At 61.7% G+C, this 16702-nt stretch carries 16 protein-coding genes and 1 riboswitch; of the genes, 11 read left to right on the top strand and 5 right to left on the bottom strand.

The window, feature by feature from the left end; genetic code table 11:
- The first annotated feature begins 108 nt into the window (after nucleotides 1-108).
- On the top strand, nucleotides 109-636 hold the full coding sequence (locus BLU39_RS13115; RefSeq protein ID WP_092713577.1) for a 5-formyltetrahydrofolate cyclo-ligase: 528 nt from the start codon (nucleotides 109-111) through the stop codon (nucleotides 634-636).
- A gap of 14 nt (nucleotides 637-650) precedes the next feature.
- Here the strand turns inward: BLU39_RS13115 and metF are convergent, their stop codons facing one another.
- The 4 genes from metF to metK form a co-directional block, all read right to left on the bottom strand.
- Nucleotides 651-1481, bottom strand: a complete 831-nt coding sequence (gene metF / locus BLU39_RS13110) for a methylenetetrahydrofolate reductase [NAD(P)H] (RefSeq protein ID WP_092713575.1) — start codon at nucleotides 1479-1481, stop codon at nucleotides 651-653.
- On the bottom strand, nucleotides 1468-1824 hold the full coding sequence (locus BLU39_RS13105) for a phage holin family protein (RefSeq protein WP_092713573.1): 357 nt from the start codon (nucleotides 1822-1824) through the stop codon (nucleotides 1468-1470). The genes metF and BLU39_RS13105 overlap by 14 nt, the downstream gene beginning before the upstream one ends.
- A 188-nt stretch (nucleotides 1825-2012) precedes the next feature.
- The gene (gene ahcY, locus BLU39_RS13100; RefSeq protein WP_092713571.1) at nucleotides 2013-3437 is read right to left on the bottom strand and encodes an adenosylhomocysteinase; all 1425 of its coding nucleotides are present in this window, start codon (nucleotides 3435-3437) and stop codon (nucleotides 2013-2015) included.
- Nucleotides 3438-3461: 24 nt separating this feature from the next.
- A riboswitch (S-adenosyl-L-homocysteine riboswitch) is annotated at nucleotides 3462-3530 on the bottom strand.
- A 123-nt stretch (nucleotides 3531-3653) separates the two neighbouring features.
- Complete coding sequence (metK, locus tag BLU39_RS13095) at nucleotides 3654-4820, bottom strand: methionine adenosyltransferase (RefSeq protein WP_092713568.1); 1167 nt, start codon at nucleotides 4818-4820, stop codon at nucleotides 3654-3656.
- A gap of 188 nt (nucleotides 4821-5008) precedes the next feature.
- Between metK and BLU39_RS13090 the strand changes: the two genes are divergently transcribed.
- The 3 genes from BLU39_RS13090 to dapF are packed head-to-tail and all read left to right on the top strand — an operon-like array spanning nucleotide 5009 to nucleotide 7625.
- Nucleotides 5009-5878, top strand: a complete 870-nt coding sequence (locus tag BLU39_RS13090; protein ID WP_092713566.1) for a lysophospholipid acyltransferase family protein — start codon at nucleotides 5009-5011, stop codon at nucleotides 5876-5878.
- The gene (locus tag BLU39_RS13085; protein ID WP_092713564.1) at nucleotides 5875-6750 is read left to right on the top strand and encodes an LpxL/LpxP family acyltransferase; all 876 of its coding nucleotides are present in this window, start codon (nucleotides 5875-5877) and stop codon (nucleotides 6748-6750) included. The genes BLU39_RS13090 and BLU39_RS13085 overlap by 4 nt, the downstream gene beginning before the upstream one ends.
- Before the next feature lie 11 nt (nucleotides 6751-6761).
- Complete coding sequence (gene dapF / locus BLU39_RS13080; RefSeq protein ID WP_092713562.1) at nucleotides 6762-7625, top strand: diaminopimelate epimerase; 864 nt, start codon at nucleotides 6762-6764, stop codon at nucleotides 7623-7625.
- An 11-nt stretch (nucleotides 7626-7636) separates the two neighbouring features.
- On the opposite strand, the gene BLU39_RS13075 is transcribed toward dapF, so the two are convergent.
- Nucleotides 7637-9139 carry a tetratricopeptide repeat protein gene (locus tag BLU39_RS13075; RefSeq protein WP_092713560.1) on the bottom strand — a complete coding sequence of 501 codons (1503 nt, stop codon included), beginning with the start codon at nucleotides 9137-9139 and terminating at the stop codon, nucleotides 7637-7639.
- A gap of 416 nt (nucleotides 9140-9555) precedes the next feature.
- On the opposite strand from BLU39_RS13075, the gene BLU39_RS13070 reads away from it, so the two are divergent.
- From BLU39_RS13070 to hslU, 7 genes are all read left to right on the top strand, one after another.
- Nucleotides 9556-10575 carry a porin gene (locus BLU39_RS13070; protein WP_092713558.1) on the top strand — a complete coding sequence of 340 codons (1020 nt, stop codon included), beginning with the start codon at nucleotides 9556-9558 and terminating at the stop codon, nucleotides 10573-10575.
- A gap of 178 nt (nucleotides 10576-10753) precedes the next feature.
- Entirely contained in the window at nucleotides 10754-11431 is a 678-nt protein-coding gene (locus tag BLU39_RS13065) for a DUF484 family protein (protein ID WP_035823876.1), read from the top strand.
- Between the two features lie 7 nt (nucleotides 11432-11438).
- Nucleotides 11439-12386, top strand: coding sequence for a tyrosine recombinase XerC (locus tag BLU39_RS13060; protein ID WP_092713556.1), 948 nt, complete (start codon nucleotides 11439-11441; stop codon nucleotides 12384-12386).
- Nucleotides 12387-12524: 138 nt separating this feature from the next.
- Nucleotides 12525-13601, top strand: coding sequence for a CobW family GTP-binding protein (locus BLU39_RS13055; protein WP_092713665.1), 1077 nt, complete (start codon nucleotides 12525-12527; stop codon nucleotides 13599-13601).
- A gap of 481 nt (nucleotides 13602-14082) precedes the next feature.
- Nucleotides 14083-14535, top strand: coding sequence for an RNA polymerase-binding protein DksA (dksA, locus tag BLU39_RS13050; RefSeq protein WP_076565074.1), 453 nt, complete (start codon nucleotides 14083-14085; stop codon nucleotides 14533-14535).
- 222 nt (nucleotides 14536-14757) lie between these two features.
- The gene (gene hslV, locus BLU39_RS13045; protein ID WP_034753065.1) at nucleotides 14758-15294 is read left to right on the top strand and encodes an ATP-dependent protease subunit HslV; all 537 of its coding nucleotides are present in this window, start codon (nucleotides 14758-14760) and stop codon (nucleotides 15292-15294) included.
- 39 nt (nucleotides 15295-15333) lie between these two features.
- Nucleotides 15334-16686, top strand: coding sequence for an ATP-dependent protease ATPase subunit HslU (gene hslU, locus BLU39_RS13040; protein WP_092713663.1), 1353 nt, complete (start codon nucleotides 15334-15336; stop codon nucleotides 16684-16686).
- Nucleotides 16687-16702 lie beyond the last annotated feature (16 nt).

The raw sequence follows: 16702 nt of genomic DNA, 5'->3' as shown, positions 1-16702 counted from the left end.
TCAATGTACGACTCTCAATCTTAACTTGATGGTGATATGAATAGCGACCCTAGAATAACATGCGATCCGGCTACACGGCCACCCATTGCGCCACAGGAAAAAGCCGGCTTGCGCAAAGCCCTGCTGGCGGCCCGGCGCGCCCTGCCCGACTCCACGCGCGCGGGGTGGGATGCGGCCATCGCGCAGCGCCTGCTGGACTGGTGCGCGCAGGAAAACGTCAAGGAACTGGGCGTGTACTGGCCCCTGCATGGCGAGCCGGACTTGCACGATGCCTATGCCCAGCTGGCCGCGCGCGGCGTGCAATTAAGCTTGCCCGTGGTGCTGGAAAAACATGCGCCGCTGGCCTTTTCCGCCTGGACGCCCGGCGAGCCCATGGTCAAGGATGGCATGGGCGTGGCCGTGCCGGCCCGTTTGCGCCTGCGTCCGGCGCCCGCCACCCTGCTCGTGCCCTGCCTGGGATTCAATGAAGAACGCTTCCGGCTCGGCTATGGCGGCGGGTATTACGACCGTACCCTGGCTGCCACGCCGCGTCCGCGCACGCTCGGGATCGCCTACGCCTGCCTGGCGGCCAGCTTTCCCAATGGCGAATACGACATCGCCCTCGATCACGTCGTGACCGAGGGCGATCTGTACTGACGAGTCAGGACGGTTTATTTCACCAGGCGCTGCCACAGGGCCGTCGTGGCGGCCGCCTGGTTCATGCTATAGAAATGCAAACCTGGCGCGCCGCCTTCCAGCAGGCGTTCGCACAAGCCCGTCACCACGTCGAGGCCGAAGGCCTTGATGGATGCGCTGTCGTCGCCGAAGCTGGCCAGTTTCAGACGCACCCAGCGTGGAATTTCCGCGCCGCACATGTCCGAAAAGCGCATCAGCTGCGTGTAGTTCGTGATCGGCATGATGCCGGCCACGATGGGCACGTTGATGCCCATCTTCTGCGTCTGCTCGACAAACTGGAAATACGCGTCGGCATTGTAGAAGTACTGGGTGATGGCGGCATTCGCGCCAGCCTGCACCTTGCGCGCGAACGCATTCAGGTCGTCCTGCGGCGAACGGGCTTGCGGGTGCACTTCCGGATAGGCGGCCACTTCGATATGGAAATGGTCGCCCGTCTCGGCGCGGATGAATTCCACCAGCTCGTTGGCGTAACGGAACTCGCCCGAAGCGCCATAGCCGCTGGGCAAATCGCCGCGCAAAGCCACGATACGCTGCACGCCGGCCGCCTTGAAGTCGGCCAGCACGGCGCGGATCGATTCGCGCGAACCGCCGACGCAAGACAGATGCGGTGCGGCCTGTTCGCCGGCCGCCAGGATCTCGCGTACGGTGTCCAGGGTACCCTGCTGCGTGGTGCCGCCGGCGCCAAAGGTCACCGAGAAATACTTTGGATGCAACTCAGACAACTTGACACGCGTGGCGCGCAGCTTTTCCGCCCCTTCCGGGGTTTTCGGCGGGAAAAACTCAATACTGAAATTATGCTTTTCCATCGTCATTACTCAAAAGTAAGGTCGACAGGGCCCAGGAAATGACGCTGTACAGCAATGCACCACCCACGGCCGACCAGAAACTGGCGACATGGAAACCATCGATTATTTGCGCCACCAGCCAGAACATGAAGCCGTTGATGATCAGAATGAACAGGCCCAGCGACAAGAACGTCACGGGCAGGGTCAGCAAGATCAGCAAAGGACGGATCAGCGCATTGACCAGCCCCAGCACGGCAGCGGCCAGCAGCGCGGTCCAGCCGCTGCTCATCGTCACCGAATGCATCAGGTAGGGGACGGCAAACAGGGCTGCCGCATTGATAAACCAAATCAGTAGCAAGCGCATTTCTCTAGCCTGTCAAAGAAAGTCAGGCCGGCAATAGCCGGCACAAAAGATATACCGATCAGTCTTGTTGCCTCAGGAACCGTAGCGAGCGGATGCGCGGCGTGGCCGAGAAGCGCAGCTGTACGAAGGTACAGCGAGCATCGCCGGCTGCGCCCCGCGCCGCGCAGTAGGTTCATGAGGCAACCATCTTAATAGCGGTAGTGCTCTGGCTTGTATGGACCTTCCGTGCGCACGCCGATGTAGTCGGCTTGCTCTTGCGTCAGTTCCGTCAGCTGCGCATTCAACTTTTTGAGTTGCAAACGGGCGACTTTTTCGTCCAGGTGTTTAGGCAGGGTGTACACGCCGACCGGGTAGTTGGCCGTGTTTGCGTACAGTTCGATCTGGGCGATCGTCTGGTTGGCGAACGACGAGCTCATCACGTACGACGGGTGGCCCGTGCCGCAACCGAGGTTGACCAGGCGGCCTTCGGCCAGCAGGATGATGCGGCGGCCCGACGGGAAGATGATGTGGTCGACTTGCGGCTTGATGTTTTCCCACTCGTATTGCTTCAGCGAAGCGACGTCGATTTCATTGTCGAAGTGACCAATGTTGCAGACGATGGCCTGGTCTTTCATGCGCGTCAGGTGATCGTGCGTGAGGATGTGATAGTTGCCCGTGCAAGTGACAAAGATGTCGCCGTGTTCGCAGGCGTAATCCATGGTCACCACGCGGTAGCCTTCCATCGCCGCCTGCAGTGCGCAGATCGGATCGACTTCCGTCACCCACACTTGCGCCGACAGGGCGCGCATGGCTTGGGCCGAACCCTTGCCGACATCACCGTAACCGGCGATGACGGCCACTTTGCCGGCGATCATCACGTCGGTGGCGCGCTTGATGCCGTCGACCAAGGATTCGCGGCAGCCATACAGGTTGTCGAACTTCGATTTCGTGACGGAATCGTTCACGTTGATCGCAGGGAAAGCCAGCTTGCCTTCCTTGTGCATCTGATACAGACGGTGCACGCCGGTCGTCGTTTCTTCGGTCACGCCCAGGATTTCCGGCAGACGCTTCGAATACCAGGTCGGATCGGCCAGCAAGTGTTTCTTGATCGAATTGAACAGGCAGATTTCTTCGTCCGAACCCGGATTGGCCAGCACCGACAGGTCGGTTTCCGCGCGCACGCCCAGGTGCAGCAGCAGGGTAGCGTCGCCGCCATCGTCGAGGATCATGTTCGAGTAGACAGCCTTGCCGTCCACGTTCGGCCATTCGAAGATGCGGTGCGTGTATTCCCAGTAGTCGTCCAAGGACTCGCCCTTGACGGCGAACACAGGCGTACCGGCCGCAGCGATGGCGGCGGCGGCGTGGTCTTGCGTCGAGTAAATGTTGCACGATGCCCAACGCACTTGCGCGCCCAGTGCTTCCAGGGTCTGGATCAGCACGGCGGTCTGGATGGTCATGTGGATGGAACCGGTGATGCGCGCGCCTTTCAGAGGCTGCGCTGCCGCGAATTCTTCGCGGATGGCCATCAGGCCAGGCATTTCCGTTTCAGCAATCTTGATTTCTTTGTCGCCCCATGCGGCCAAGGTGATATCGGCGATGGTGTAGTCGTGTTGCGATTTGAGTACGGCGTTCATCACGCCCTCCTTTCAGTTGAAAAAGGTACGTGAGCGCGGTTGCAGGATATTCCGAGCCTGGCGAATTTCTTCGTCGCAACGCTCCTCGGACGGGGGATTTTAACATTGTCAAGGCCGGTGCGCCAGCTTGTTCGCCATACATTGCCATGTAACAACACATAAAAAAAGCGCCCGCAGCCAGCAGGCCGGGGCGCTTTTCTTGCAAGTCGAACTAGATTACTTCAGGCCGGCGGCGTCGCGCAGCAGGGCGACCTTGTCCGTACGCTCCCACGTGAATTCCGGCTCTTCGCGGCCGAAATGACCGTAGGCGGCGCTCTTCTGGTAGATCGGGCGCAGCAGGTCGAGCATTTGCACGATGCCTTTTGGACGCAAGTCGAAGTGCGCCAGCACCAGCTTGGCGATTTCCGTATCCGGAATCACGCCCGTGCCTTCCGTGTAGACGGTGATGTTGATCGGCTTGGCCACGCCGATGGCGTAGCTGACCTGCACCTGGCATTGGCGCGCCAGACCGGCCGCGACGATGTTTTTCGCCACGTAACGGGCCGCATAGGCTGCCGAACGGTCGACTTTCGACGGGTCCTTGCCCGAGAACGCGCCGCCGCCGTGCGGGGCTGCGCCGCCGTAGGTGTCGACGATGATCTTGCGGCCGGTCAAGCCGCAATCGCCTTGCGGACCGCCGATGACGAAACGGCCCGTCGGGTTGACGAGGAATTTGGTCTCGGTCAGCCATTCGCGCGGCAGGATGGGCTTGATGATTTCTTCGATGACGGCTTCTTCGATCTGCGAATGCGAGATTTCCGGCGCATGCTGGGTCGACAGCACGACCGTGTGCACGCCGACGGGGCGGCCATCGACGTAGCGCAGGGTCACTTGCGATTTCGCATCCGGACGCAGCCATGGCAAACGGCCATCCTTGCGCAGCTGCGACTGGCGCTCGACCAGGCGGTGCGCGTAGTGGATGGCGGCAGGCATCAGCTCGGCCGTTTCATCGCAAGCGTAGCCGAACATCAGGCCCTGGTCGCCAGCGCCTTGATCCAGGTCAATACCCGCACCTTCATCGACGCCTTGCGCGATGTCCGGCGACTGCTTGTCGTAGGCCACCAGCACGGCGCAACCCTTGTAGTCGATGCCGTATTCCGTGTTGTCGTAGCCGATGCGTTTGATGGTTTCGCGCGCAACTTGAATATAATCCACATTGGCGTGGGTGGTAATCTCGCCAGCCAGCACCACCAGACCCGTGTTGCACAGGGTTTCGGCAGCCACGCGGGCGGCTGGATCCTGGGTCAGGATGGCGTCAAGGATGGCGTCGGAAATTTGATCGGCAACCTTGTCGGGATGGCCTTCCGAAACGGATTCGGAAGTGAAGAGATAGTCGTTTGACATTGCAAGCTCCTGTTTACTATGTGAATGTTCTGTCGCAGTAAAGAGGATTTTGCCTGCGACGCTTTAGCGAGATTTATATTCCGCATCGCAAGTTGTCTATTAACTCAGCGGTTACTGCATACGTGGTATTTTACGCTTCTTAAAAAATTTTGGCACGGCAACACGCCATTCCTGGAAACCGCTTATACATGTTAGTCCCAATTTTCCGCTTCTTATCGATCTTTCCCCTGCCCGTCCTGCATGGCCTGGGCGCTGTGCTCGGCTGGGTGATTTACGCCATTTCGCCGTCCTACCGCCGCCGCATGCGCGAGAACATGCAAGGTGCGGGGTTTTCGCAACACTTGCACACGGCCGTGGCCGAAGCGGGCAAGAGCGTGCTGGAGTTGCCCTTCATCTGGTGCGCGCCGGCCGAGCGCGTAGCGCGCCATGCAACGGTGGAAAACTGGGAACTGGTGGAAAAAGCGCTGCAGCATGGCCGCGGTATTGTCTTCCTGACACCGCACCTGGGCTGCTTTGAAATCGTCGCCCAGCAGATCGCGCTGCGCACGCCGCTCACCGTGATGTACCGCCCGCCCAAGCGCGCCGCCCTCAAACCGCTGATCGAAGGAGCGCGCGCGCGCGAAAACCTGATGCTGGCGCCAGCGAACATGTCGGGCGTGCGCATCTTTGCCAAATGCCTGAAAAAGGGACAACCGATCGGCCTGCTGCCCGACCAGGTGCCGCAAGAGGGTGAAGGCGTGTGGGCCGATTTCTTCGGCCGTCCCGCCTACACCATGACCCTGCCCGCCAAGCTGGCGCAGATGGGCGGCGCCGAAGTCATCATCACCTACGCGGAACGCCTGCCTGGCGGGCGCGGCTACGTCGTGCATTTCGTGCCGTTTACCGAGTCGCTCGACAGCACTTCGGCCGAGCAGGCGCGCACCATCAATGCGGCCATGGAGCAATTGATCGCGCGCAGCCCCGCGCAATATTTGTGGAGCTACAACCGCTATAAAGTGCCGCGCGGCGCACCGCCGCCGACATCCGCCGGCGCCGATGCCGCCAAGGAGCCGGCATGAGACTGCTGATCGCCTTCATGTGGCTGCTGCACTGGCTGCCCTTACCCATCCTCGGCCGCTTCGGCGTGGCCGTCGGCAGCGTGCTGTTCATCGCCATGCCCACGCGGCGCAGAATCGCCCTGACGAATCTGCGCCTGTGCATGCCGGAACTGACGGAAGCCCAGCGCGTGGCGCTGGCGCGCCAGCATTTCCAGGCGTATTCACGCAGCGTGTGGGAGCGCAGCATCCTGTGGTGGTCGTCGGAAGCGCGCCTGAACCGCCTGATCAAAAAAGTGCCGGCCTTCCCGGGCCAGCAGATCGCGGCCAAGCCCACGATTTTGCTGTGTCCGCATTTCGTCTGCCTCGACGTGGCGGGCGCCGCCACGGCCATGGAAATTTCCGCTTCGTCGATGTACGTGCAGCAAAAGAATGCCGCCTTCGACCAGGCCTTGCGCAACGGCCGTTCCCGCTTCAAGCCGCCCAAGCTGTTTACGCGCCAGGACGGCATCAAGACGATTTTGCGCGCGCTGCGCGACGGCTTGCCGTACTTCATGCTGCCGGACATGGATTTCGGCGAGAAGGATGCGGAATTCGTGCCCTTCTTCGGCGTGCCCGCCGCCACCCTGACGGCCACGGCGCGCCTGGCGCTGGCCGCCAAGGCGCAGGTGATTCCCGTCATCGCCACCTTCCTGCCCAACTACCAGGGCTGGCAAGTGACATACTATCCGGCGTGGGACGATTATCCGGGCGACGACATCACGGCCGCCACGCGCCGCATGAACGAGTTCATCGAGGAGCGCGTGCGCGAAGCGCCGGCCGAGTATTTCTGGACCCATAAACGCTTCAAGACGCGTCCGGAAGGCGAAGCGTCGTTCTATAACCAGCACCAGTGATACGGCAGAACATGAAACTCCACTTTACGAAAATGCATGGCGCCGGCAATGACTTCATCGTCATCGACGCCATCAACCAGAATATCGATTTCACGCCGGCCCAGTGGCAGCGTTTGGCCGACCGCCGTTTCGGCATCGGCGCCGACCAGATCCTCGTGGTGGAAAAACCGCGCCTGCCCGGCTGCGACTTCCGCTACCGCATCTATAACAACGATGGCGGCGAAGTCGAGCAATGTGGCAACGGCGCGCGCGCCTTCGTCAAGTTCGTCAGCGAAAAAGGATTGTCAAGCAAGGCGAGCATCCGCGTGGAAACCATGGCCGGCGTCATCGCGCCGCGCCTGGAACTCGACGGCAGCATCACGGTCGACATGGGCGCGCCCGTGCTCGAGCCGGCGCTGGTGCCGTTCGATGCGGCGGGCCTCGCCGGTGTGGAGCAAGGCACCGATCTGTTGTGGCCGCTGGACCTGGCACTGCCGGGCCACGCGGCTCCCGTGCTGGTGTCCGTCGTGTCGATGGGCAATCCGCACGCCGTGCAAGTGGTCGACGATGTCGACGCGCAAGACCTGGAACGATCGGGCCCGCTGATCGAGCACCATCCGCGTTTCCCACGCCGGGTCAACGCCGGCTACATGCAGGTCGTCAACCGCCAGCACGTGAAACTGCGCGTGTTCGAACGGGGCGCGGGCGAAACCCTGGCGTGCGGCACGGGCGCCTGCGCGGCCGCCGTGGCCGGCATCCGTCGCGGCTTGCTCGATTCCCCGGTGCACATCAGCGCGCGCGGCGGCGAGCTGTCGATCGCCTGGCAGGGCCCCGGCCACCCCGTCCTGATGACGGGCCCGGCCGTGACCGTGTTCGAAGGCACGATCGAGCTGTAATCAACGCTGCATCATGCCGCCAGGAACTGCTGTTCCTGCGCGGCATCGAGCTCGGCCAGATAGCACTTCAGGCGGTACAGGCGCTGCCGGTAATTGCCTTCCGGACCATCGATGCCGCAATCGACGCGCTCGAACAGGCGCACCACCTGGTCGAGCAACTGACGCTCCAGCGCCGTGCGGATCAGCACGAGGCGCCGCTTGCCGCGTCCATGCGTGGCGCTGATATCGATCAGCAAACAATGCCCTTGGTCGGCCGCATGGATGTCGAGCAGCAGCGCCTCGGCACGCGACAGATGAAAGCAGCGCGCCAGTTCCAGGCGCGCCGCCAGCAGAGGGTGGCTCTGACTCAGCTGGCGCAAATGCCCATCCGCGTGCATGGCGGCACCCTGGCCCCAGTCGCCGGGCTCGCCTCGCGGCGCGATTTTCGCCAGCGCCGCTTCCGCTTCACGGCTGCCTTGCGCCTGCGCCTGCAGCAGCCAGTACGCGGCCCGCACATCGTTGTTGACGCCGTCGCGGCGGTTACGCCACGCATGCATGCCGCACTCGAGCTGGGCCGGGCCATGCCCCAGGTCGGCGGCACGCTCCAGGCAGAAATGGGCTTCCACCACATTGCGCTGGGAAAATTCCGGTTTTGTATAGATACGCGACAGCACGAACCAGGCTTCAGCCAGTCCCTGCTCGCCCGCCTGCGTCAGCCAGCGCACGGCACGCTTGAAATTGGCCGCGCCATTGCGCGTGGCCTGGCGCTGGCCGTGCGCATCCATGCGCGCATAGCCGAGCCCCAGCTCCAGCTGCGCCGTGCGGTCGCCGCCATGCGCGGCCAGCTCGCAGCACTGCCAGCCTTCCGCATCGCCGCCGGGCGCCAATGCCTGGGCGCAACGCGACAGCAACAGCACCTGCTGCGCGTCGAGGGCGATCGTGCGCGCGCCAGCCGCCGCCGGGCGCTGAAGCAACTCACGCGCCAGCGGCAGGCCTTGCGACAAAAAGCCCGCATGATTGCCCTGGTTCCAGGCCTGCTCCAGCCAGGCGTGCAGCGGCGCGTCGCCATCGAAAACGGGCTCGACAGCAAGGCCCTTGTCCGGCCCGGACGCTGCAAGCGATCCTTCGTGCATGGAGAGCAACCATTGCGCATCGGGCAAGCCGGCGCGCACGGCGGCGTCCAGCGCCACGCGCGCCTTGGCGCGCAAGGCTTCACTGCTGCTGGCGGCATTGGCCAGCACCAGTTGCGCCAGCACCAGCCCTGCCTGCACGAGGCCGGTATCGAAGGCCTGCGCGTAATAGGGAATCAGCGCCTTGGCCGCCGGTTGCGCCACTTCGAACGGCACGTGCGTTCCGATCAGCAAGCACGCTTCCTCGCTATCCTCCTGGGCCGCCCGTGCCAGCCAGTGCAAGGCGGTCGGCAAGCTTTGCGGCACACCCTGTCCAAACAGATACACCCGTCCCAACGCCAGCTGGCAAGCCACATCGCCAGCACGTGCGCCCTTGATCAATCCTAATGTTTCGCGATTTGCCATCGATTCTCGATATTGAGTCAATGATTCTAATAATGGTGAGTCGTCTCCAGGCCCATCGATGCAGGCCGTCCCTTAGTGTAACGTCCTTGTGTCATAAATCCGCCAAAGCCGGCTTAAGAACTTGATTCAACGCAACAATGTCGTGGCCTGGACACGTCAATATGGCAAGGCGCCGCGAGCGTGGCGATGGGAGAACGTTGCCCATCGGCGCAGGAGCGACAGAAACCGCGCGTTACAAAAATACAACAGGGGCATGCAGTTATGCCGCTTTTCACCAATCTTTTCACGCATATTTGACCAATCCCACACGACTTGCGCGCCGACGAATTAAGGTTCATTCATCGAAACGCGGCAGTTGGCGCATTTCAATCTGCTCGGATCTCGGACGGAACTCACTTTTTAATAGGGAATAAGACATGAAAAAATCACTCGTTGCCCTCGCACTCTTCGGCGCCTTTGCCGCAACCGCACAAGCGCAGTCGTCCGTCCAAATCTACGGCACGATCGATGCGGGCCTGGGCAAAACGACCGGTTCGAGCACTGTCGTGACGAAACGCGACAACAACAAGCTGGGTTTCAAGGGTACGGAAGATCTGGGCAATGGCTTGAAAGCCATTTTCCAACTGGAAATTCGCTATGAATCCGACACGGGTACGCTGGAAAGCAACTCCCGTCCGCTGTTCCAGGGTCAAAGCCGCGTCGGTCTGCAAGGCGACTTCGGTACCGTGCGTCTGGGCCGTGGCCTGACCGCTTTCCAGGAAGCGAGCACTGCGTTCGAACCATGGTCGGGCATGCCGACGACCGCCGGCTTCCAGACCGACATCACGGTGGCTGCCTACACCAGCGATCCGCTGAGTGCACCAGGCAACTCGCGTAACCGCTTCTCGAACGCCGTGTTCTACAACTCGCCAGTATTTAGCGGCTTCCAGATCAATGCCACCGTCGCCGCCAAGGAAGCCAATGGCAACGCCGCCATCACTGCCACAGCAGCCAACCGCGCCGTACCGCTCAATGCCGTGCCAGAAGTGAACCCGTACTCGGTTTCGGCCACGTACAACAGCACACAATTCGCCGCCATGGCCGCCTACGAGCGCAATGCGCTGGAAGCCAAGCTGTGGTCGGTTGCCGCATCGTTCAATCCGATCACGGAACTGAAACTGATGGCGTCGTACCAGCATCAGGATGACAGCAACTTCAAGCTCGTCAATACGGATACCAAAGCATGGCTGGTCGGCGCCAACTACGACGTCGGCCCGGGCAAAATCCGCGCTGGCTACGGTCAAAAAACGCCAGACGGCGTGACCAAAACCAAGCAGGCATCGCTGGGCTACGACTACAACCTGTCGAAGCGCACCTACCTGTACGCGGACATTTCGAACCGCAAGGCAGATGTTTCGCGGACCTACATCGGCCTGGGCTTACATCACAACTTCTAATGCCCCGCAATCACCCTTCGTGGGTGATTGCTGAGCAAGGAAGGCAAAGCGGCATGGGCAACCATGCCGCTTTTTTCATGGGCGAACGGAAAATGCACGGGCGCCTCGCCCTTTGCGCCTATGCCGCCGCACTCTCGGTTAGAATGAAGCGTTCAACTTTCACTGACAGATATTCTCAATGACCGCCACACTCGATTCCAGCACCGTCGCCCAGTACCTGAGCGAGCATCCGAATTTCTTCGAAGAGCATACCGCCCTGCTCGGCGAGGTCAAGCTGAGCAGCCCGCTGACGGGACGCACCATCTCGCTGCAGGAGCGGCAGATGGAAGTGATGCGCGACAAGTACAAGGCGCTGGAACTGCGCATGTCCAAGCTGAGCCGCGTGGCCGAGGAAAATGGCGATATCGCCAGCAAATTCCACGGCTGGAACCAGGCCATGCTGCAAGTGCGCAACGATGCAGACATGCCGCGCGTGCTGGTCGACGCGCTGCAAAGCAATTTCGATGTGCCCTACGTCAGCCTGCGCCTGTGGCAAGTGCTGCCGGAACACGCCGACGGCTGGTTCACGGAAGACGTGACGGCCGACGTGCGCATGTTCGCCAACAGTCTGCAAACGCCGTATTGCGGCAGCAACCGCGATTTCGAAGCCGTGCACTGGTTGCAGGCGGATAAAATCGAATCGACCGTCATGATCGCCCTGCGCGCCCCGAACACCACGGGCACCTTCGGCTTGCTGGTGCTCGGCTCGCCCGACAGCGAACGCTTTACGTCGAGCATGGGCACGGACTTCCTCGTGCATATCGGCGCCACGGCCAGCGCCGCCCTGGCCGCGCTGCGCGCCGGCTCGCCAGCCTGAGAACGCCGTGGGTGACGCGCGCGGCAAGGCCGAGTGGCTCGACGCCTACCTGGCGCAGCTGGCCACGCAGCGCAAGCTGTCGCCGCATACGCTGAACGCCTACGGGCGCGACCTGCGCGCCTTGCTGGAACTGAGCGGCAACACGCCATGGACGGCGCTGGCGCACAACGAAGTACGCCGCTACACGGCCAAGCTGCACGCCGGTGGACTCGACCCGCGCTCGATCGCCCGCAAGCTGTCGTCGTGGCGGGGCTTTTTCAACTGGCTCAGCGGCGAGACCCAGCTCGACGCCAATCCCGTCGACGGCATCCGCGCGCCCAAGCGGGCCAAGACTTTACCGAAAGCGCTGTCGGTGGACGATGCCGTGCGCCTCGTGGCGCCCGCGCAACACCAGCAAGGCGCCGCCGAGCCCGAGCAACTGTGCAACCGCGCCATGTTCGAGCTGCTGTATTCGAGCGGCTTGCGCGTCTCCGAACTGACCAGCCTGGACACCCATTACTGCAAGGCCGACGGCGGCCAGCCAGCCTCGCTGGGATGGCTCGACATGGCCAGCTTCGAAGTCATCGTCACGGGCAAGGGCAACAAGATGCGCAAGGTGCCGGTCGGCAAGGCGGCCCTCGTGGCCCTGACTGCCTGGCTGGCCGTGCGCCCGCCGGCGGCCGATGGCAGCGCTGCCTTGTTTTTAAGCACGCGTGGCACACGCATCTCGCCCCGCGTGCTGCAGCTGCGCCTGAAGGCGCATGGTCTGGCCGCCGAGATTCCCGCGAATGTGCACCCGCACGTGCTGCGCCACTCGTTCGCTTCGCACGTGCTGCAGTCGTCGGGCGACTTGCGCGCCGTGCAGGAAATGCTGGGCCATTCCAGCATCACCTCGACCCAGGTCTACACGGCGCTCGATTTCCAGCACCTGGCGCACGTCTACGACCAGGCCCACCCGCGCGCCAAGGTCAAGTAGACAACCGCGCCCCTGGGCTAGCCTGATCCATATCAAGCGGATCGGCGCGCATTTGCAAGCTTTTGCAAAATTCCGGCATAATCGTCCGGATTCGTCCGCTTGCGCGGCGGCACCACCGATTACAGCATAGGCTCCTTCATGGCACTGATTCCAACCACCATCCTCACCGGTTTCCTGGGCGCCGGCAAAACCACCTTGCTCAACCGCATACTGCAGGAAGACCATGGCATGCGCATCGCCGTGATCGAAAACGAGTTTGGCCAGGAAAACATCGACAATGAAATCCTGGTGCAAGATAGCAACGAGCACATCATCGAAATGAACAACGGCTGCATCTGCTGTACCGTGCGCGGCGACCTGATCGTGGGCTTGACGGAACTGGCGCGCAAGCGCGACGCCGGCCTGCTGGCGTTCGACCGCGTCGTCATCGAAACGACGGGCCTGGCCAATCCCGGCCCCGTGGCGCAAACCTTCTTTGTCGACGAGGAAGTGGGCAGCCACTACATGCTCGACGCCATCCTCACGGTGGTCGACGCCCGCCATGCGATGAAGCAACTTGATGAATACGAAGAAGCCCAGCGGCAAGTGGGCTTTGCCGACAAGCTGCTGCTGTCGAAAACCGACCTCGTCAGTGAAGAAGACGTGGCCGTCCTGACGCGCCGCCTGAAGCGCATCAATCCCCGCGCACCGATCACCAAGGTCGATTTCGGCCGCGCCCCGCTGGCTGAAGTACTCGACATCCGCGGCTTCAACCTGAACGAAAAGCTGGAACTGGACCCGGATTTCCTGGCCACGGAAACGGCGCACGTCCACGATCATGACCATGCACATGAGCACGCACATGAGCACAAGCACGAGCACACTGAAGCCTGCGCCACCGATTGCGGCCATGCCGACCACCACCATGCGCAGCACAGCGACGATATCGCCGCCTTTGTTTTCAAGAGCACGCAACCGTTCGACAGCGCCAAGCTCGACGAGTTCCTCGGCGGCCTGGTGCAAGTGTATGGTCCGCGCATGCTGCGCTACAAGGGCGTGCTGCTGATGCAGGGCGCCGAGCGCAAGGTGGTATTCCAGGGCGTGCACCAGCTGATGGGCAGCGACTTGGGCGCCAAATGGGGCGAAAACGAAGTGCGCGGCAGCAAAATGGTCTTTATTGGCAAAAATCTACCAAAAGACATTTTTATTCGCGGACTCGAACAATGTTTGGTATAAACTAGCCGGGTTTTGCAAAGTACCCGTTGCAAAGCAGAAACAAAAGGGAAAGTTAAGCACGCTTTCCCGCTGTCCGACACCCATCTTGCTGGTATAAACCAACAAGTCGCCGTCTCTGATCGGCTAGTCAACAAATCGGGATGGCAATATAAAGCAAAGCGTGCCAAAATCAGCGACGAAAACGGCCCATGTCGTTCGCCTGTCATGAAATGCTGGCAAACTGCCGCTGGCCGCATGCCAGGCATGCAACCGATCCACCCAACACGCCCGTTGACGCGCGCATAGCGCGACTGGCATAGAGCGGTAAAAGGTTATCAACATGGCACCATGGCCGGCCGGCAATCCTGACTTACGCCGGCAAGCCAAGGTCGCACGCAGTACAGCGGGACAGCAATGCCAAGCGGAACCTGTACAGTTGCTCGGTATCGCCGCATCAACTGATCAATTTGAAAACTCTGTCGTATCGAAGGTAAGCGAAGTTATGACCAAAACTAATAAATCGACCCCGGCCGCCAACCAAGACATCCCTCTCATCAGCGAAGAGCAAATTCGCGCCATGAGCGAAGATGACTACATGAATCCGGCACAACTGGCATTCTTCAAGGCGCGCCTGCAGCAGCTCGAAAAAGACCTGCTGAAAAACGCCGGCGAAACCACGGAACACTTGCGTGAAACCGTGCTCGTACCGGACCCTGCCGACCGCGCCACCATCGAGGAAGAGCATGCGCTGGAACTGCGCACGCGCGACCGCGAGCGCAAATTGCTGAAGAAAGTGCAGCAATCGATCGCCAGCATCGACGCCGGCGACTATGGCTGGTGCGAAGAAACGGGCGAGCCTATCGGCATCCCGCGCCTGATCGCCCGTCCTACCGCCACCCTGTCGCTGGAAGCCCAGCAACGGCGCGAACTGAAGCAAAAGCTGTACGGCGACTGATCGCCCTCCCCTTGCGTGGCCGCTTCGGGGGCTGCGCGATGGCGATAAAAAAGCACACAACCTTCGGTTGCGTGCTTTTTTTTCGTCCCGCGCCGACTACACTGAAGCAGGCACGGCAGCGGCAAGTGCCGCTTGCAATTGCCTTTTCCATCCCCACTTTTGAAGCATGGGCGCGCAATCGCATGGTCTTGCACGCATACGCACGAATCTTTTGAGGTCACTATGGAACAATTTCACGGCACCACCATCCTCTGCGTCCGGCGCGGCAAGCAAGTCGCCCTGGGCGGCGACGGCCAGGTAACGCTCGGCAACATCGTCATGAAGGGCACGGCCCGCAAAGTGCGTAAGTTGTATCAGGGCAAAGTCCTGGTCGGCTTTGCCGGCGGCACCGCCGACGCTTTTACCTTGCTCGACCGCTTTGAAGGCAAGCTGGAAAAACACCAGGGCAATCTGCTGCGCGCCTCCGTCGAACTGGCCAAGGACTGGCGCACCGACCGTGTGCTGCGCCGCCTGGAAGCGATGCTGCTGGTGGCCGACAGCGAGTCGACCCTCGTCATCACGGGCAATGGCGACGTGCTGGAACCGGAAGACGGCATCGGCGCCATCGGCTCGGGCGGCACCTACGCCCAGTCCGCCGCCAAGGCGCTGCAGGAAAACACGGATTTGTCGCCGGCCGACGTGGTCAAGAAATCGCTGACCATCGCCGCGGAACTCTGCATCTACACGAACATGTCGCACATCATCGAGACCTTGGACTAAGCGTCCCCGAGCACAGAATACAGAAAGCCAACTATGATCATGAACATGACCCCGTCGGAAATCGTTACCGAACTCGACAAGCACGTGGTGGGCCAGGCCAAGGCCAAGCGCGCCGTCGCCATCGCCCTGCGCAACCGCTGGCGCCGCCAGCAGGTGGCCGAGCCCCTGCGCCATGAAATCACGCCAAAAAATATCCTCATGATCGGCCCCACGGGCGTCGGCAAGACGGAAATCGCGCGCCGCCTGGCCAAGCTGGCCGAGGCGCCATTCATCAAGATCGAAGCAACCAAATTCACGGAAGTCGGTTATGTGGGCCGCGACGTCGACACCATCATCCGCGACCTGATCGACATCGGCATCAAGCAGACGCGCGCGCTGGAAATGAAGAAAGTGCGCGCTCGCGCCGAAGATGCGGCCGAAGACCGCGTCATCGACATCCTCGTGCCGCCGGCGCGCGACTTCGGCTTCACGCCGAATACGGCGGCGGCCGTGGACACGGGCAGCGGCGACAGCACGCGCCAGACCTTCCGCAAGCGATTGCGCCAGGGCGAGCTCGATGACAAGGAAATCGAGATCGAGCTGGCCGAGGCTGGCCCGCAGATGGAAATCATGGCGCCGCCGGGCATGGAAGAAATGACGGAGCAGATCAAGTCCATGTTCTCGGGCGTGGGCGGGCAGCGCAAGAAGGCGCGCAAGGTCAAGATCCGCGAAGCCTTGAAACTGCTGGTCGAGGAAGAAGCGGCCAAGCTGCTCAACGAAGACGAGCTGAAACAGAAGGCCATCCAGAACGTCGAGCAGAACGGCATCGTCTTCCTGGACGAGATCGACAAGATCGCCTCGCGTTCGGAATCGGGCGGCGCCGACGTTTCGCGCGCGGGCGTGCAGCGCGACCTGCTGCCGCTGGTCGAAGGCACGACCGTCAACACCAAGTACGGCATGATACGCACGGACCACATCCTGTTCATCGCCTCGGGCGCGTTCCACCTGTCGAAGCCGTCGGACCTGATCCCGGAACTGCAGGGGCGCTTCCCCATCCGCGTGGAGCTGGAATCGCTGTCGATTGCGGACTTCGAGCGTATCTTGACGAGCACCGACGCCTGCCTGACGATGCAGTACGAAGCCTTGCTGGCGACGGAAAACCTGAAACTGCAATTCGCGCCGGAAGGCATCACGCGCCTGGCGGAAATCGCCTATTCGGTCAACGAGCGCACGGAAAACATCGGCGCGCGCCGCCTGCACACGGTGATGGAAAAACTGCTGGAAGAAGTGTCGTTTACGGCCAGCGAAGGCAGCAGCAGCACGGAAAACCTGCTGGTGATCGATGCGGCCTACGTCAATGAACGCCTGGAAGCGCTGTCGGTCAACGAGGACCTGTCGCGCTACGTGCTGTAAGAAGGAAGGGGGAAAC

This window comes from Janthinobacterium sp. OK676, assembly GCF_900103595.1.
Lineage (GTDB): Bacteria > Pseudomonadota > Gammaproteobacteria > Burkholderiales > Burkholderiaceae_D > Janthinobacterium.
Note: the sequence above shows the minus strand (reverse complement) of the source record. Positions and strands in the feature narration are given on the sequence as shown.

What these genes read in the sequence shown, in the direction of transcription:
- metF (WP_092713575.1), bottom strand. Translation starts at nt 1,481, where the DNA reads ATGGAAAAGCATAATTTCAGTATTGAGTTTTTCCCGCCGAAAACCCCG.
- BLU39_RS13105 (WP_092713573.1), bottom strand. Translation starts at nt 1,824, where the DNA reads ATGCGCTTGCTACTGATTTGGTTTATCAATGCGGCAGCCCTGTTTGCC.
- ahcY (WP_092713571.1), bottom strand. Translation starts at nt 3,437, where the DNA reads ATGAACGCCGTACTCAAATCGCAACACGACTACACCATCGCCGATATC.
- metK (WP_092713568.1), bottom strand. Translation starts at nt 4,820, where the DNA reads ATGTCAAACGACTATCTCTTCACTTCCGAATCCGTTTCGGAAGGCCAT.
- BLU39_RS13090 (WP_092713566.1), top strand. Translation starts at nt 5,009, where the DNA reads ATGTTAGTCCCAATTTTCCGCTTCTTATCGATCTTTCCCCTGCCCGTC.
- BLU39_RS13085 (WP_092713564.1), top strand. Translation starts at nt 5,875, where the DNA reads ATGAGACTGCTGATCGCCTTCATGTGGCTGCTGCACTGGCTGCCCTTA.
- dapF (WP_092713562.1), top strand. Translation starts at nt 6,762, where the DNA reads ATGAAACTCCACTTTACGAAAATGCATGGCGCCGGCAATGACTTCATC.
- BLU39_RS13075 (WP_092713560.1), bottom strand. Translation starts at nt 9,139, where the DNA reads ATGGCAAATCGCGAAACATTAGGATTGATCAAGGGCGCACGTGCTGGC.
- BLU39_RS13070 (WP_092713558.1), top strand. Translation starts at nt 9,556, where the DNA reads ATGAAAAAATCACTCGTTGCCCTCGCACTCTTCGGCGCCTTTGCCGCA.
- BLU39_RS13065 (WP_035823876.1), top strand. Translation starts at nt 10,754, where the DNA reads ATGACCGCCACACTCGATTCCAGCACCGTCGCCCAGTACCTGAGCGAG.
- BLU39_RS13055 (WP_092713665.1), top strand. Translation starts at nt 12,525, where the DNA reads ATGGCACTGATTCCAACCACCATCCTCACCGGTTTCCTGGGCGCCGGC.
- dksA (WP_076565074.1), top strand. Translation starts at nt 14,083, where the DNA reads ATGACCAAAACTAATAAATCGACCCCGGCCGCCAACCAAGACATCCCT.
- hslV (WP_034753065.1), top strand. Translation starts at nt 14,758, where the DNA reads ATGGAACAATTTCACGGCACCACCATCCTCTGCGTCCGGCGCGGCAAG.
- hslU (WP_092713663.1), top strand. Translation starts at nt 15,334, where the DNA reads ATGAACATGACCCCGTCGGAAATCGTTACCGAACTCGACAAGCACGTG.